Raw genomic sequence first — 17,784 nt, 5'->3', positions numbered from 1 at the left:
TTAATTGCCGTTGGGATAGCCGAACATATCATCCAGTGCTAAGATAAAGTCACTATCAAACTGTTTTACCAGCTTCCCACAGGTAGCGTGTTTAGCTGACATACCGCGTAAAAAAGCATACTCGACCGCACCCAAATGGGTATTGATATCATAATTGGGTAGTCGTAACTTTAAATAGCGATGCAGCGCTACTTGGTAAATGCTTGCTTGCAGCCAATAACTATGCGTGGTCATCGCATCATATAATGCCGCTGGGTTATAACTGTCGAAATCACTGCCAAGATAATTGCTTTTATAATCGACGATAAAAAACTGTGTGCCATGCTGATACACCAAGTCAATCTCCCCTTTGAGATACTGCCAAACCATGGTGTTGATTTCTTGGCTCTGCAATTGCAGTGGAATATCAAATTGATGAAACAACGCGTTCAAGTCGCTAAATGACAAATGCTGGTTTAAGCGTAAATTAAACCCTAATTCAGCAACTTTTTGGTTATATTTTATATTGACCAGCGGGACTGCCGAAGCGGCTAATGGTGTATGAATGATGTCATCTAGCCAATCCACCAACGCGACATAATCCGGCTGCAAATCATCAATGTTGATATCGTGCCAGTTGCCATATTGTCCTGCACTACTCTCTTTTGTAGAAAAATAATTGCTCGGCATTTGATAGCGTCTTAACGTGCGATCCACCATGACCGACCAGCGTTTTAACTTGTCTGCTCTGGCATCTTGCTGTGGTACAGCCAACTCAGGAGTTTCATTGTAGTTATTGGCGATGTCTTCTAAGACACTATGTAAAAAAGTACCCGGGTTTGTGCCTTTTTCAAAGTTAAATCTAATGGAATTAACCTCGTTACTCGACTCCCCCGCTAGCCGACTATTGGGGATAGGCAATAAGCGGGATTGCGCCGCTAACAAAATGTCATCATCTTGCCTATCTTCGGCATTAACCACTGTGTCAACGCTGGTATGATCGATATAACGAGACAATGCGGTAAAACTGGTATTCGCCCATCCTTTAAAGGTATCGATGGTGATGACTTTGATAACTTCATCGTAATCAATCTTAGTGGTAGTAGCATTTTGTTCATTTTTTTTGGTTGTCAGCTTTAGCTTTGAGTCATAGTATTTACTTAGGCTATTTGAATCTATAATATGGGTCGTTTTAGTCAACGTTTCTTTGACAGCAAATTTTGCCAAATCGTCCATAAAAGGCGCCAAAGCAGAATTTTTCACCGCAGATTTTTTGGCGACAGTCACAAGATACACTTGTTCTTTTGCACGGGTAAGGGCAACATACAATAATCGCAATCGTTCCTCGTAGGCAGATTGGTCCTCAATGGCAACATAATTGATTGGGTTGATTGGATTATTATCGGCTATTTGGCTGGGTAATGCGGTCAATCGCCGGCTTAACAGCGGATTATCATTGTTTTGAGTCAATTGGGGCGTTGCTTGATGAGTGGTTTGTATACCATACAGATATAACGGCGCACCATAAAACTTGGCTTTACTCTCCCCGGCAAATCCAACCACAAACACTATCGGAAACTCCAAGCCTTTAGACGCGTGAACGGTCATCAGTTGCACCCCTTCATCAGATGGCAAGCGCTGCTGTGTTGACCAATCTTCTTTAGGCTGCTGTTGTACTTGGGCGCAGAACCACTCAAACAGTTGATGCTCGCCTACCTGTCCATTGAACTGGTCGCTGATAATATCTAACAACTGGCGCAAATCGATGAGCAATCGCTCGCCATTTGGATGTTTGGCGAGGCGCTGCCAAAAATTGAGTGTGATTTGGCTGGGTAAAGTAAGCGGTTGATTGAGTAGCCACTGTATAGCAACCAAAAAACTGTGTTTTTGCCACAATTCGCTGGCGGTCAATACCAATTGCTGAATCTCAGCCAGACTGGTGTTTGTTGACGCTTGATGAGCTTGAGGATGAGCTTGTCCTTGCGCCTCTTGGGTGTTAGTTTGATTAAGCGCATCATACAACTGGTTGATTTGTTCAAGGGTCAGCTGAAAAAAACTAGACAACATCAAGGATTTTAATTTTGATTCGCTAAATGGTGTCAACAGCACGCTTTGTAAGGTCATCAAATCAACACTCATACTATCGCCAAAGACACTTTGACTACCGCCTCTGACCGTCGCAATCCCATGATGATGTAAGCGTTTCTCGATGGTATGAAGTTCACTGTTTTTGACTGCCAACACACAAATATCGCTCAGCGTCAACCCACGAGTTTGGTAGCTTAATGGCTTATCATCATCAAATAAATCAAAAATCTGCGCGGCAATCGCATCGGCATAATCCACCGTTTTTTCATCACTTGATAAGGTGTTTTCATTCGAGGAGTCAGTGTTATTCGGGCATGCGGTGTCATTCGAGGTAGCGTCATTCTCTCCTACTGCTATCACTTGCTGACTATAGGGCGCTTTATATTCGATAGCAATATGGTTGAACGCAGGTAAGCTGACAGCTTCATTTTCCGCCGCATTACCGACAACCAGCTCTGCGGTTTGGCGCGTCGCAGAGATTTTACGATAGTAAATTTCACGCCCCATAAAATACGGCTGTTGGTTGATATTGGGCAACTGTTCGGCTTGATTTGGGTCAATATCTTGCTCGCCAACGCCATACCAGTGATTGAGGCTATCAATTAGCTCGGCTGATGAGCGATGGTTTTGGTTGAGTGACTTGGGTTGTTCCGGAAATAATTTTTTTAGCGTGGTGTAGTTTTGTACGTCCCCGCCGCGAAATCCATAAATTGCCTGTTTGGGATCCCCTACCAATAGCAAAAATTGTGAAAGGGTGTGATATTTTCCCCCATTTGATTTTTCTGCTTTATCTGCTGTCTCTGGCTCAAAGTCTTGTAAATAAACCCTTTGAATCAGTAACGCTTGTTCGGTGTTGATATCTTGCGATTCGTCAATTAAGGCAATGGGATACTGATGGCGAATATAACGCGCTAACGATTGACCTTTTTTGCCTGATAACGCATCGTTTAACCGCGCCAATTGTAAGGCAAAGGTAGTTAGCCGCTGTGATTCAAGTCGTTTTGGTAGGTGGGTACGCACATAACGGCTGATAAACTGGATAAAGTAAAAATTTACTTGTTTGAAGTAGTCTTGCAAGGCTTGCGTTTGTTGGATAAGCTGCCAAATGTTGTCCACGATATCAAAGGATTTGAATGTGGCGCTTTGCTGTTCTTTTTTGCTATTAAAACCTTTATCGTTGACGTATAAATCTTCAATGCCTTCTAGCACCTTCACTATGTTGCCAACTTTATACATAGCAAAAACATTGGTAATTTCACCCGTGCTGAGTAAATTTTGCAGATTTTTAATTTCGCTAAAGTGTTTATGAAGTTTATTGCCAGCACTAAACCCTTGCGCTTTACGAAAGTCACTATCAAAATAGACCTCAAACCCACTATCCTTATCATCTGCAATCGACTGCATCAGCGCCTTGATAGTAGTGGTATCAAACGTTGTCAATGTTACCGTATCGATGTCAGCGGTATAAAAATTCAGCGCGCGATTGACCGCCTCGTAGTAATCATCAACGGGTAAAAACACGTTATTGTCAAACATCATCGGATACAATTCAGGCATATTGGCATTGACCTGCGCCATAAATGCCCTAATTTGGTCGTGAATCATACCTTTGATGATGCCGCTGACATCATTACTGATTTGCACCTCTGCAGAAAACCCAGTTTCGCTACTGTATTCTCTTAGCCACTTTTGACACAAACTATCAAGGGTGCTAACAAATAAACGATCAAGTTGGTTGAGCGCTAATGTGGTGCGCTGCAGTGCGATGCGAAAATTGACGGTGTTTTTGGTAGGTTTATGGGTGCTTTTTTCACTATCCTCGGCGGTTGGCTTTGGGATACTTAGGCTATCTTTCGGGCTTACTTTTGTGCTTGCTGCAGTGGTTACATCTACCGGCAAACCAAAGACTTGTTTGGCGACCCACTCGATTAAGTGTTTATTGATAGGGTCTTGGTACTTAGCCAATAAATTTTTTTGTGCTGCAAGCGCTTGCACCTGCGCAATAAAGTGTGCATATTTTTGTACAGCGATAACTTGACTGCTATCCAACTCACTGTTATTTAACGGTGTAAATGTAGAGTGATTAATCATTTGCAGCAATTGATAAAAATCTTGCAAACGCTCACGAATCCGTTGGCGCATTTCGGCGGCAGCACTGCGCGTAAAGGTCGTGGCGATAATTTTTTCACACGGCTGCCCCGCTTGCACGATTAGTCGCAACATCACGCCCGTCAGCGTCCATGTTTTGCCTGTGCCTGCTGAGGCTTCAATCAAATGGCGCCCCGTCAATGGCAACGTGACAGCAGGAGGTAGTAAAGGTTTAACGTCTTCTTTAATGCGTGCTTCGTCGATGTTTGTTTCGATGTTTGCCTCGATATTTGTTTCGGTGCTTGCTTTAATGCTTGGGGTATGAATATCGTATTTCATAAGATTTCTTTAATAAAAATGCGTGTCATGCTTCAATAAGTTGGTGCAATTCTTTAACCATAGATAACATAGGCTCATAAATCAGCGCGCCCAACGTCTGTGCAAACCCAATAACCACCGATGGTTTATAATCGCCGATTAAATGCTGCCAAATCGGGTAGTCAAACTGGTTCACATCCACAAAATTAAAATTACTGTCTTTTAGCCAATCACCTAGATGCTGGCTAGCTGGCGCCTCTGGCTGTTTTTGTTGTTTTTGTAAAAATGACAGGCAAAAAGCAGGCGGTACAATGGTTACGACGCTATCAATGAGTTGATACACCATCACAATATCCTGCAAATAACCACAGGCTTGCTCACAAGGGATGGCAGGTAGATACACGGTTTTTTTATTGCTAAACTGCCATAGCGAAAAGCCATCATTCAGCTGTGCTTGTTGAGCCGTGGTGCGGCGAAGTACTTGCCAACATAAATGATGCAACCAAAATTGCAACAGGTATTTTTCTTTGCCAGAGGTTGGCAAATAATTTAACCAATAGCTGGGATTGGCAGCTGCTGCAACCTGATCTTCAATTGATTGATACGGTTTATATAATGGCAGGTTGGCAGTGATGACCCAGCTTTCTTTACTATCCATCAGTCCCGCTTGTTTATCTAGCGCCAAGGCACTAATGGCGATTCGCTGCTCTTCACAGGGGGTTAACGCCGTTGCCACCCAGTGGATGACTTCGTCCGTATTTTGTACATCTAATGCCCCAAATTTATCTGAATAAAAATTCCCTAACAACTTTGTCTCAGTAGCATCGAGCTGTTGGCTGATGGTTTTTAAGTGATGAACAAAGTCCTGCAAATCTTTTTTGAGTTGTTGCTGATTTTGCTGCAACGATTGGTAGCGGTTCACCCCGGCTGGCAATAACTCATTGATAGCAATGTTGATTGATTGTTGAGTGATTGGCTTTTGCGACTCTAGTGCGAGTTTCATCTCGTTTTGATGGTTATTATGGGTATTATCGCCCTTATCGGACAAGGCTTGGGCAAAAAAAGCATCTAACAAAGATTTACGCAATAACCAGCCATCTAACGCATCCAAGGTTAACGATTCAAACTCGTTATCATTATTACCACTATCATTATCACCTTGGACAGGGATAGCAATGTTTTGTGCCTTCACAAAGGCTTTGGCAGGATCGGCTAGGTTACCAACGATTTTGCTCAAATTGACATAATGCTGCTGCGACTGTTCAGGCAGGTCGGACAGCTGCTGTTTTAGTTGTTGCCACTGCGATAGCCAGTCAGTTAGTTGCTTTGTATCCCAAACCTGCACGATTGGCTGAGTGGACGTAGCATTTTTATCTTGCAACGCCGTATAAAGATTGTGCCAAATTTTGGCAGGTGGGTACAGGGCAGTTTTTGACAGCTTGATTTGCTGGTTTAGGCTGGCTGTGGTTTGTTGTAAATCAGGGGATACCCTATCGTCATTAATTTGCTCGGGACTTTGCTCGGGACTGTGAATACCTTTATATTTATGCTCGCTGCTATCCTCAGTTTGCGCCAATTCAAAATAACTTTTATCAAATGGCAAGGCGGCATGATGGGTGACCAAATACGCTTTTACCCATTGTTCAAAGTTGGCTGATTGGGAATTTTGCGAATTATTGCTTAGGCTATTTTGGTCTTTATTGGGGTCAACAATAGCTTCATCACTTGCCATTCGGTTTTGCAAAAAGTCGAGTAATTCCTGTACGGGACTGGCAGGTAAATGCTCGTGGGTATCTGTGGTACTTTTACCATTATAAAATATCCAGCACGCTTGCTTGGCGCACAGTAGCGAATCCAAAAACGCGCCTAAATCGTCATCTTCTCTAAATCTGTCACCGCGAATCGGTAATCCTGCCTGCATTAAGTTATAACGGTTTTGCTGCTCTTGCTTTGGAAATTCAGATAAATTTAAATTGAGCATCACCACCAACTTATAGGGCAGGCTGCGTACTGAACCGATACGGGCAAAGGTAATCACGCCTGACGGCTCCGCACTTACTTGCTGATTGATAATCGATTGGGCGATGTTTTCAAGTACAAAAGTGAGTTTAAGTGGCAAATTCTCGGTGTCAATTTGCTGCACTGACTCAGTAGGCGGGTTGGGGTTTTTTGCGGTTTTACTTGTTACCGTAGCGAGGTATTTGCTATTGGCTTCGATATTTTCTTTTAGGTCATTTTGTGCGGCAAAAATTGCGCGCCACGCATTGGTTTGATTAAATAGGCTAAATTTTTGCTGAATGAGTTTTTCTATTTGAGTTAGCCAGTCAGGCAGGGTTTTGACGTCATTACCTAGATAACGATTGTCATCCAACGTTTGATAAATATTACACAGCACAGCGACGATGTCGGCATCTGCCATGGTCAAGTTTGTCAGTGGTACAAACTTCTCTACCACGCCAAAGCTATTGGTATACTCGCCAAAACTGACCACCGTGGCTTTGGGCATCATCACGCCAGCAACCAAGCGCTCAAGCGCGTAAGCAAAGGTGTATCGATAGTCATCATCGGCAGCACTTAAGGTTTGCTGCAAATGCAGCTCGTCAAACCCGCGAATAAATCCTGCCTGAGTCAGCAAATCACAAGCACGGGTCATCTGCTCCAAATTAAGCCCAAAGCTTTCATATAGCGGTGCTAGCATCAACCAATCAAATACTTCGCTACGCTGAAACCGAGCGCCTGCCCGATTGAGCAGCGTGTAGTACCCTGTAATCGCTTGCCAAAGTCGGTTGATATCTTTTGCCACCACGCCTGTCACTTTGGCGGGCAATTGATAGCCATCGCCGCCCACATGTTTGGGGAACGTGGCTTCGATGATGTTTTGGTGGGTTTCGATATCGGGCAATAACACCAAAATATCTGATAACGCCCGTCTATCCCAAGGATCGGTGGGAATTTGCGCGGGTGTGGCTTGCATATCGCTATAATTTAGCCACCCGATAATCATACTTCGTAGCACTTCAAGCTGGCGCACCATGCTATGACAGACATGAATGGCAATACTGGTATCAAGTGGTTTGGGTCGCCATTTTTCCACGTTTTCAAGTTGCTTGTTGGATTCTTGCTTGAGTTTGTCTTTGATGGCTTTGTATAGACCAAGCGTGGATTCGATATCTTTAAGCCCATTACTTTGAATATTGGCAAGCTGCTGCTGCAAAAGCTGGGTTTGCTGCACGAGATTTTGGCGGCTATCTTCACTCGCTACTTTTGCTGCTTTTGTTTCATCGCCTTTCACCAGTTTAAGCATGTCATTGATTTTGGCGGTGGTGGCGACTTCTTCTAGCATTAAGATGTCATGTTGGATAAATTCAAGTAACGTATTGGGCGGGGTATTATCAAAGTCATCTTGCCACAGTACATGTTCATATTCATTACCCGATAAGCTTGCCAGCATGGCAAACACTTCACGCGATTGTTTGCCAAACCTTGATAACAAGGTATGACCATAATCCTTTAGATACCAAGCGTCATGCTTGCTAGTATCGTCTTCCATTTGCATCTGCATGAGCCAGTTTTTATCGACGATATCTGCCCAAAATTGCTCTGACGGATTAAAGTGTAAAATCGTGACGTCGGTGAGCACCCCTAAGCGTTGTAAATCCAGCAATTCTGTCGGCGGTAACTGCTGCAAAGTAAATAAAAACACGTGTTTTGGTAACTTGCTACGACTGATATTGCGGATACGGCTCTCTGAATGGTTTAATGCTTGCCAAAACTGCTGATGCAGCAGCTCGCGAAACTGGTAGTCATTATCAAACAGTTGTCGCCATAAAAATCGCTGAGCGGCTTCTAACTGTTCATAGTGCTCAACAAGCCAGTCTGGCGTGTCAATGGCATTGGACGCATCCCGCCCGTTTAAGCGGTTATGCAGCGCATCTTTTTTGGCAATCATGTCACTCACCGCCACAGGCTTGTCTTGCCCCCAATGAGTAAGCCACTGCGGACGATAAGTCATATAGCGATTGAGCATATTTGCCATATCACTCGCTAGCTGCCAGATGCGTTGATCTTGGGTTTGCAATTCAGCAGATTGGCTAATCACGTCATTAGACAGTAGCGATTGGTTATTCGCCCAGCTCAAACTATCAATGGTGGCTGGTGTATCAGGTGCAAAACCAGTCGTATTTGGGCTATCTGCTTCTTTATCTTCAACCAACGGGGATAAAAATGGATAAAGCGGATGTTGCGGCTGCTTCACAATGGCTTGTCGGTACTGGGTTAAATAGCCAAAGATTTGCCACTGCATGACGTTTTTGGATAGCATTGCCACTTCTGGCACGTCTAATATATCGTCGTCTTCCGAGATGCGCGCATAGGTTCTTAAAACCCGCTGCATCAAACCCAAAAAATAGCGACCCCAAAATTCGGTGGTTACTAAGGTGCTGATGCCTGCCTTATCTGCGACTTGTTTTTTTAACCACTCCCCCATGACTTTAGATGGCACAATCACCTGAAATGGCTCAAAAATTGAGCTTTGATAACTGGGATTTTTGTAAGCCTTTAACAAATGGTCAAATAGCGTATCGATTTTATTACTTTGTACAATCGTTAGCATGCAGTAAATACTCAAGAATTTTTATGGATAGTGAGTGGGTCGCTCAAAAAATTATACAGCAAAAAAATGCACCACCATCACCGCTCAATGAAAAAATCGCCCGAATTGCAACATTCACGACATTGAGTGTCGCCAGCATTCTGTCAATCTCCCTAACTTACTTAATTGCCATGCACTACAAAGTATGCAATCCAAAGCGAGTAATATATAGCTAACAAAGTGATAAACTTATCCCTACGTCACTCATGAGTATATTTTTGGTTACGTTTCATTTTTAAGTGTTGTAAGCCATTTGTTTTACTTATAATATTAAGCTTACTAGGTCTAACGTATAAAAGAAAACAACCGTATAAGAGAAAACAATAAGGAGACGACCATGACTGACAATACTAACGCTAACCCTATCGACAAATCTCAATTAGACAATGCCCAATCTGATGTTGCTAATGAAGCGATGGAAGGCATCAATCGTACCGACATCAACCAAGATAATGCGAGCACTCCTACCTCTAAGGGCTCTGATGAATCGCTACTTGATATGTTACATGAGGCAAAAAAATTCGAAGATGAAGATGAAGACGAAAATGAAGAATAAGATAAAATCAAACGGTTAAGGTATTTACTTAGCCGTTTTTTTACGGGTTAATAAATACGTTTGATAAGCCAGTGCTGAAGATAATACAATCACAATGGGTAACATCAGCGTCATGTATTTGTAGTGGATATAGCCCAAAGCACCCAATACCCCGCCGCCACAAAAGCTATACCATATCATCGCTTGAAACACGAACATCTTCTTATTAATCGGTCTGCCTGCCAGCCAATTACCCAAAGTTGAGCCCATATCTGAGGTCAACCCTGTCAAATGGGTGGTGCGAATCACCGCACCGCTATAGGTCGCGACCATCGAATTTTGCAGTCCGCAAGCCATCGCGGCAAACACCTGCCCCCAAAACGACTGATAGCTAAATAAAATCAAACTGATGATTAATAAACTTGCTTCAATTAACAAAGCCTTGCCATAGCGCTTACCTTCTTTTAATGCCGTACTACCCACCACAAAGCCACTGATAACTGCCCCAGATAAAAACGATAACAGCACAATACAAACCATCGCCATCTGCTGGTAGTGCTGTTCCGCTAATGCTGTGGCAAATAGCGTCACATTGCCCGTTACATGAGAAGCAGATAAGTGCGTGAAGCCGACTAATGCGGTGCTATTGATACACCCTGCATTAAACGCCAGCACGCAGCCACCCCATAAAATCCACTTAGGTAATTTATTAATCATTAGCTACCGCCATCTATCAGTCTTTACCTGATTTGCCAAACATGTTAAGCCTGACAAAAAATGGTAAGCTTAACCAGACGGCTTTGCAATCCCTATCCAAACATCAATTAAAAAAAGTAAGCAAAAAACAGCAACCAAAAAAAAGAGCAACCATGGTCGCTCTTTTATCAACTACCCGCCTAAAAATCAGTCCTCTACCTGCCTCATCACTTGTTCAGAGAGTGCCACGGTATTAAACCCAGCATCGACAAATAAAATCTCGCCGGTGATACCAGACGCCCAAGGCGATAACAAGAACATCGCGGCATTGCCGACTTCTTCAATATTGACATTGCGCTGTAGCGGTGACATTTTGGCGTTGGTGTCGAGCATTTTACGAAATGATTTGATACCACTGGCCGCCAAAGTACGAATCGGACCTGCAGAAATCCCATTGACACGGATACCATCGCTACCCATTGAGCTCGCAAGGTAGCGAATACTCGCTTCCAGACTGGCTTTGGCTAGACCCATGACATTGTAGTTTGGCAACACGTGAATACTGCCTTCATACGTCAAGGTTAACAGCGAGCCTTGGCGTTTTGCCAGTAACTCACGGCTGGCTTTAGCAAGCGCCACAAAGCTGTAGCTACTAATATCATGGGCAATGGCAAAGCCTTCACGGGTGGTCACTTGGGTAAAATCACCATCTAGCTGATCGGCAGGGGCAAAACCAATCGCATGTACGACCCCATCAATGCCCTCTGGCCAGTGTGCAGCAACTTGGGCAAAACACGCTTCGATTTCGCTATCTGATGCCACATCACACGCCAATACCTTCTCTGCACCAAAAGTTTCGGCTGCCATATCCACGCGTTTTTTCATTTTTTCATTCGGATAGGTCAAAATTAAACTCGCGCCTTCACGATGTAACGCTTCTGCGATACCCCAAGCAATCGATAATTTACTGGCGATACCGGTAACAACGAAACGCTTCCCTGTTAATAGCATGGTTTTTCCTTATTTTTCAGTGAACGAATATGCACTATAATAGCTCAAAATTAGGGGTTAATTCTAGCAAAAAACCCAAACAAAGCAAATTTAGTGATTTTCATGGCGTTTGTGACAAAAATCGCTTTACAAATAGTGGTAAAGCGTTAAGCTATGCCTATTTTTTTAAACTTAAATATTATCATGACTATGCCTGCAAATTTTGACGAGATTATCCAACAAAACAGTGATGCCTACCGTACCCTCATTGCATCAACAGGGGAAGACTTAACACGTGAAGGACTGCTTAATACCCCAGAACGCGCCGCTAAAGCCTTTAGTTTTTTGACCCAAGGCTATCATCAAGATTTGGTCGAAATTACCAACAACGCGATTTTTCCAACTGATAATAATGAACTGGTCATGGTAAAAAATATCGAATTTTATTCGATGTGTGAGCATCACATGTTGCCTTTTTATGGCGTTGCCCATGTGGCGTATCTGCCCGATGGCAAAGTGATTGGACTGTCAAAAATGGCACGCATCGTGGATATGTATGCCCGACGTTTGCAAATTCAAGAAAACCTAACCCGCCAAATCGCACAAGCGGTGATGGATATGACAGGGGCAAAAGGCGCAGCAGTGGTGATGGATGCCGCGCATATGTGCATGATGATGCGCGGGGTGATGAAACAAAAATCCGATACCCGCAGTATGTCACTACTGGGCGAATTCAAACACAATACCGAGGCAAGACAAGCGCTGTTAATGGCGATCCCAAGCGCCTAGTATCTAAACTTAATACCTAAGCTCAGTACCTAAACTTAATGCTTAATTAGTCAACCAAAATTAACTAGTCAAAAAAGCCCCAGTAATGTTACTGGGGTTTTATATTCAGACGCTTTATAACGGGCATATAGTACTTTTCAAGATCATCTATTGGCGATACACTAAAATGGTTTTCGATTTTTGCCCTGTAAGACATTAAAATTAAAACAATAACAAGGAATATAAAATGATCCATCATACCAAGGCGATTAACAGCTTTCTTAACTACGTTAAAGCTCAATTGCCCATCATCCAAGCGCCGATGGCAGGTGTCCAAGACAGTAAACTTGCTATCGCTGTGTGCCAAGTAGGCGGACTTGGCTCACTGCCGGGCGCCCTGCTCAGCCTACAAAAAATCGAAAGTGAAATTGCGAGTATCCGCCAAGCGACCGATGCGCCATTTAATGTCAATTTTTTTGCGCATCAACAACCTGTCTATACCCAAGCGATGCAAGAAAAATGGTTTAATGCCCTACAACCTTATTATCAAGAATTTGGTTTGACGCAAGATGAGATAGCCACAACCGGTGGACGTCAGCCATTTACCCATGAACAAGCAGCGCTATTGTCGGATTTAAAAGTCCCTGTGGTGAGTTTTCATTTTGGGTTACCTGACAAAGCTTTATTAAATATCGTCAAAAAATCCGGGGCGATTGTGATATCCTCCGCCACCACGCCTGCGGAAGCGCGCTGGCTGCAAGCCAATGGGGCGGATATGATTATCGCGCAGGGGTTGGAAGCGGGTGGGCATCGGGGTATGTTTTTAAGCCAAGATGTGACGCTGCAAGCGGGCACTTTTAGCCTATTGCCCAATATCATCGGCTCTGTCAGTTTGCCGGTGATTGCGGCAGGCGGTATCAGCGACAACGCTACCGCACAAGCAGCGTTTGCTATGGGGGCTAGTGCAGTACAGGTGGGTACTGCTTTTTTGCTGGCAGATGAGTGTGATACCAAAGACTTTCACCGCAAGGCACTGCTAAGTGAGCGAGCCGAACACACCGCTTTAACCAATCTATTTAGTGGCGGCTTAGCACGTGGGATTGTCAATCGCTTTATGCAAGAAACGGGATATATTAGCGAATCTGCACCGCCATTTCCCCATGCATCGTTTGTCAGCAACCCCATTAAAGCCAAAGCCGAAAGCATGGGAAGTGATGAATTTAGCTCACTGTGGGCAGGGCAAAATGCGAGATTGGCGAAAAGTGGTACAGTAGATAAAATTATTCAAGATTTACTTGGCTACTAATTGCAAAAAATAATCTTGATATATTTTGTTAGTAAAAAAAACGTGAGTCGCATCACTCACGTTTTTTTTAATGAATTGTTTAGAAACCTAATGTTTTGCCATCAGGATTTCTTGGGTCAGAATAGCCATAGAACCCAGAGTCATCAGCTTGAATAATTTGAATACGTCCCATTGGTGCTTTAGTAACAACTTTATGACCTTTGTCTTGCAACAATTTTATCGTATCAGGACTAATGCCTTCTTCAACTCTAAGCTCATCGGGTAACCATTGGTGATGAACTCTTGGTGTAATTATCGCTTCTGCTGGATTCATTTCATGGTCAATGGTATTAACCACACTTTGCAATACAGTCGTGATGATACGAGCCCCACCCGGACTACCTGTCACAAGCCAAGGTTTATTGTTCTTCATGACAATTGTTGGTGTCATTGAAGAAAGTGGACGTTTTTTTGCTTCAATCGCATTGGCAGTACCACCCACTAGACCAAACGCATTTGGCACACCGGGTTTCACTGAGAAGTCATCCATTTCATTATTGAGTAAAATCCCTGTGCCTGCTGCAACAATGCCACTACCAAAGTTAAGATTTAATGTATAGGTGACAGCAGCGGCATTGCCCGCTTTATCCATAACGGAAAAATGCGTAGTCTGGTCACTTTCATAAGGTTGTGGTTTGCCAGGTTTAATGTTTGATGAAAGTCTTGCTTTATTATCATCAATCGTTTTGACCCGTTCGTTAGCATATGCTTTCGATGTTAAACCTGTGACAGGGATTTTGACAAAATCCGGGTCACCCAAATATTCTGAGCGGTCAGCATAAGCTAATTTCATACTCTCTGCCATGTGGTGAATATTTTTGGCACTATTGACCCCATCTTCTTTGATAGGGTAATGCTCAAGCATATTTAATATCTCAATCAAGTGTACACCACCCGAACTTGGGGGTGGCATGGTTACAACTTTATAGCCTCGATAATCACCAATAATGGGCTGACGCTCAACAACTTTATATGCTTTTAAATCTTCAAGTGTCATTGTGCCACCATGTGATTGCATTTCTTTAGCAATTTTTGTGGCGATTTCACCTTGATAAAATGCTTTTGCCCCTTGTTTGGCAATCAAACGCAATGATTTCGCCAAATCTTTTTGTACCAACAAATCACCAGATTTCAGCGGTTCACCGTTTTTGAAAAAAATCGCTTTGCTAGCTGACCATTTACCCAGTGTTGATTTTTCTTCTTTTAACGTCTGTGCCAATACATCACTGACAACAAACCCTTTGTCTGCAAGCTTAATTGCAGGCTCCAGCACTTTAGATAATGGCATTGTACCCCATTTTTTTAGCGCGTATTCCATCCCAGCTACTGTACCAGGGACACCTGAAGCGTCATGCGTGAACAATGATTTTCCATCAATAACATTACCTTGATTATCAAGGTACATATCACGGCTAGCTTTGGCTGGCGCAATTTCGCGAAAATCAATCGCAACATCTTTGCCAGTTTTATCATCATGCAACACCATAAAACCACCACCACCAATGTTGCCTGCATTTGGCAAGACGACTGCTAAGGCAAATCCAACCGCGACCGCCGCATCGATAGCATTCCCGCCTTGTTTTAAAATATCCAAACCAACTTGCGTTGCTAACCCTTGCTCGGAAGCCACCATACCATTTTTACCATAGACAGGATGAAAGATATCATTACTGCTATCGTAGCGATTTGCCGCTAACTGGCTAGCATTGGTGGCTGGTTGTGGTAATAGTTTGCTTTGGGCAATGGGTGATATCACCAACATTAAAGCCAATGACAGATTGGTTAAAATCAGTTTAGGTTTTAGTCGCATGTCCCTATCCTTCTAAAGTACTAGTTGATGTTGTAGCAGATACAAATAATATGTATTGCTACAATATACATAAATCCTTTCACAAAAAACGTCATATTAAATTGTGACAAAAATGTTTCTGTTAGCTGACCCATTCGTTAATTTTTCTAACGGATATTTAAGCTATAAGTATTTACCACAATCTGCAAGGTTTTTTAACTGCCATACCCCATCAATTAAAGATTGCTATGGTTTATTAAGTCTGTGATGTAGCTTAACCACATTGCCCATAATTAAAATCGCTGGGGCGGGCAAGTTTGCCTCGGCTTGTTTTGCCACGATGGTCTCAAGCGTGCCTGTCAAAACTTGCTGATGGGGCAAGCTGGCATTGGACACAATCGCAATCGGCGTACTGGGATTTTTTCCTGCGTCAATCAAGCCACTCGTCAGTTTATCAAGCTGCTTTAATCCCATATAAAAAACCACGGTTTGGTTATCATCAAGCCAGCTGGCAAAGTCTTCATTGATGGTATCCGTCTTAAGAGAGGCGGTGACGAACTTGACAGAGTGCGCATACGCACGGTGAGTCAATGGAATACCGGCACAGCTTGCCGCCGCGGTGGCTGCGGTGATGCCCGGCACGACTTCAAACTCAATCCCAGCTGTAACCAATTGCTCGGCTTCTTCGCCGCCCCGCCCAAATACATACGGGTCACCGCCTTTGAGGCGTAACACGCGTTTTCCTTGCTGCGCCTGTTCCACGAGTAGCTCATTGATTTTTTCTTGCCTTACCGCATGATCACTGGCTTTTTTGCCGACGTAGATTTTGGTGGCATCACGCCTGCACAGATCGAGAATCTGCGCTGAAACCAAATTATCATAAAACACTACATCCGCTTGTTGCATCAATCGTAGCGCTTTAAAAGTTAGCAAATCAGGATCGCCTGCCCCTGCACCCACAATATACACTTTGCCAAGCTGTGCTTTATCTGTCGGCTGATTGTTGGCGTGCTGTTTTAGCAGGGTTTCAAGTTGGCTTTCAGCTTTGCTTAGGCTATTTGAATTACCCTCAAATACCGATTCCGCCACTTGCCCTTCAAAGGCTTGTTCCCAAAACTTGCGTCTAGCCGTCACATTGGGCAATGCAGCTTTCACTTTATCGCGAAATTTACCGGCCAATCCTGCTAATTCGCCATATTGCGGTGGCACCACTGTTTCGATTTTGGCTCGCAGCAGTCTTGCCAGCACGGGGGCTTTGCCTGCACTTGATACTGCAATGGTAATCGGATTGCGGTCGACGATGGCAGGAAAGATAAAGGTACATAGCGGTGGATTATCGACGACATTGACTGGGATAAAACGGGCTTCACAGTCTTGAAAAATCTGCGCATTCACTGTTTCATCATCGGTACAAGCAATGACAATGGTTTGTTTATCCAAATATTTTTGATGATAAACATCGTTAATTAATTGATGACGAGAATCACTAAATTGCGCAGTGAGTCTTGGCTCATAGCTGGGTGCGACAAAGGTGATTGTCGCGCCAGCTTTATCGAGCAAATCCGCTTTACGCAGTGCCACTTCCCCACCGCCAACCACGAGTACGGGGCGATTTTCTAATTTAAAAAATAGCGGTAAGGTATTCATAGACATTCTCAACATTAGATAGTGACAAGAACAATTAAGCTGAACCGAAGTTCAGCTTAACATTTTTATACATACTGCCGATCAAAAATTATAATTGTGTGTGTAGACCACATTCACGGTTCTCTTCTACCTTGGTAGGGTCAAAGTAGTCATGTTCATTTGGCAAATCATGCTCTTTTAAGTAAGCTTCTAGGTCATCTTCTGACCAATGAAACAATGGGGCTACTTTTAACACGCCGTCTTTGCTTTCTGACAACACGTCAAGCGATTGACGAAATTCTGTTTGGTCTTTACGAATCGCATTAATCCACACATCAGGGGCAATTTCTTTTAACGCACGTCCAAATGGCTCAAGTTTAACTTGTTGGGTGAATTTTTCGTGCGCTGGGTTATTGACGCTAGGTACACCATTGAACTCGACATCACGCCAAGCTGCGGTTTGTTGTGGCAAGTAGGTAATCACGTTTAAGTTTAGACGTTTAATCAAATCTTGCGCATGACGATAAGTCGCTTCCGTGTTGTAGCCAGAATCCACGAACAATACTTTGATATCAGGACGTTGTTTGGCAACCATCTCTAACAGTACCACTTCATAAGGGCGAAAGTTGGTAGTGATGATAGGATTACTACCTTGTGCCAGTGCCCAAGCAATGATTTCCTCTGGGGTTTTGCCATTCAATTCTGCGTTAGCTTTGTCTAGGTCGATATTTAGTTTATTGCTCATTGGATTTCCTAATGTTTTATGGTGAAAAATTGGGATACGCTATGCTAATCAATTATGCGATGTTTAAAAAATGATTTTTAATGATATTATTATGAAAATTTAGAATTAACAAATTAACTTGAAATGCAGAAACCAGAAATTCGAAACGACAAGGTAGCAACCTGCT

Annotated in this window: 10 protein-coding genes; 3 read left to right on the top strand and 7 right to left on the bottom strand. The window is 43.3% G+C overall.

Translation table 11 applies throughout. The features are described 5' to 3' along the window. Complete coding sequence (locus RTJ53_RS01825) at positions 1 to 4,494, bottom strand: UvrD-helicase domain-containing protein (protein ID WP_312275586.1); 4,494 nt, start codon at positions 4,492 to 4,494, stop codon at positions 1 to 3. Between the two features lie 25 nt (positions 4,495 to 4,519). Continuing rightward, a complete protein-coding gene (locus RTJ53_RS01820; RefSeq protein WP_312275585.1) occupies positions 4,520 to 9,085 on the bottom strand; it encodes an exodeoxyribonuclease V subunit gamma in 4,566 nt (1,521 codons plus the stop codon). A gap of 376 nt (positions 9,086 to 9,461) precedes the next feature. On the opposite strand from RTJ53_RS01820, the gene RTJ53_RS01815 reads away from it, so the two are divergent. Continuing rightward, a complete protein-coding gene (locus RTJ53_RS01815) occupies positions 9,462 to 9,680 on the top strand; it encodes a hypothetical protein (protein ID WP_312275584.1) in 219 nt (72 codons plus the stop codon). Between the two features lie 24 nt (positions 9,681 to 9,704). Here the strand turns inward: RTJ53_RS01815 and RTJ53_RS01810 are convergent, their stop codons facing one another. Both RTJ53_RS01810 and RTJ53_RS01805 read right to left on the bottom strand, forming a co-directional pair. Continuing rightward, a complete protein-coding gene (locus RTJ53_RS01810; RefSeq protein WP_312275583.1) occupies positions 9,705 to 10,376 on the bottom strand; it encodes a YoaK family protein in 672 nt (223 codons plus the stop codon). 186 nt (positions 10,377 to 10,562) lie between these two features. Next, on the bottom strand, positions 10,563 to 11,366 hold the full coding sequence (locus RTJ53_RS01805) for an enoyl-ACP reductase FabI (protein ID WP_312275582.1): 804 nt from the start codon (positions 11,364 to 11,366) through the stop codon (positions 10,563 to 10,565). 189 nt (positions 11,367 to 11,555) lie between these two features. Between RTJ53_RS01805 and folE the strand changes: the two genes are divergently transcribed. Together folE and RTJ53_RS01795 are read left to right on the top strand one after the other, a co-directional pair. Continuing rightward, positions 11,556 to 12,134 (top strand): GTP cyclohydrolase I FolE, encoded by a 579-nt coding sequence (gene folE / locus RTJ53_RS01800; protein ID WP_007115330.1) that lies wholly within the window; start codon positions 11,556 to 11,558, stop codon positions 12,132 to 12,134. A 226-nt stretch (positions 12,135 to 12,360) separates the two neighbouring features. Further along, positions 12,361 to 13,419 (top strand): NAD(P)H-dependent flavin oxidoreductase, encoded by a 1,059-nt coding sequence (locus RTJ53_RS01795; protein WP_312275581.1) that lies wholly within the window; start codon positions 12,361 to 12,363, stop codon positions 13,417 to 13,419. A gap of 79 nt (positions 13,420 to 13,498) precedes the next feature. Here RTJ53_RS01795 and ggt read toward each other — a convergent pair whose 3' ends face one another. The 3 genes from ggt to RTJ53_RS01780 all read right to left on the bottom strand — a co-directional run bounded on the left by ggt (position 13,499) and on the right by RTJ53_RS01780 (position 17,618). Continuing rightward, entirely contained in the window at positions 13,499 to 15,268 is a 1,770-nt protein-coding gene (gene ggt / locus RTJ53_RS01790) for a gamma-glutamyltransferase (RefSeq protein WP_312275580.1), read from the bottom strand. A gap of 225 nt (positions 15,269 to 15,493) precedes the next feature. Further along, positions 15,494 to 16,894 (bottom strand): siroheme synthase CysG, encoded by a 1,401-nt coding sequence (gene cysG / locus RTJ53_RS01785; protein ID WP_312275579.1) that lies wholly within the window; start codon positions 16,892 to 16,894, stop codon positions 15,494 to 15,496. 88 nt (positions 16,895 to 16,982) lie between these two features. After that, a complete protein-coding gene (locus RTJ53_RS01780) occupies positions 16,983 to 17,618 on the bottom strand; it encodes a phosphoadenosine phosphosulfate reductase domain-containing protein (RefSeq protein ID WP_007115334.1) in 636 nt (211 codons plus the stop codon). Positions 17,619 to 17,784 lie beyond the last annotated feature (166 nt).

Origin of the sequence: Moraxella sp. CTOTU46711 (assembly GCF_031975715.1) — a bacterium.
GTDB lineage: Bacteria > Pseudomonadota > Gammaproteobacteria > Pseudomonadales > Moraxellaceae > Faucicola.
Note: the sequence above shows the minus strand (reverse complement) of the source record. Positions and strands in the feature narration are given on the sequence as shown.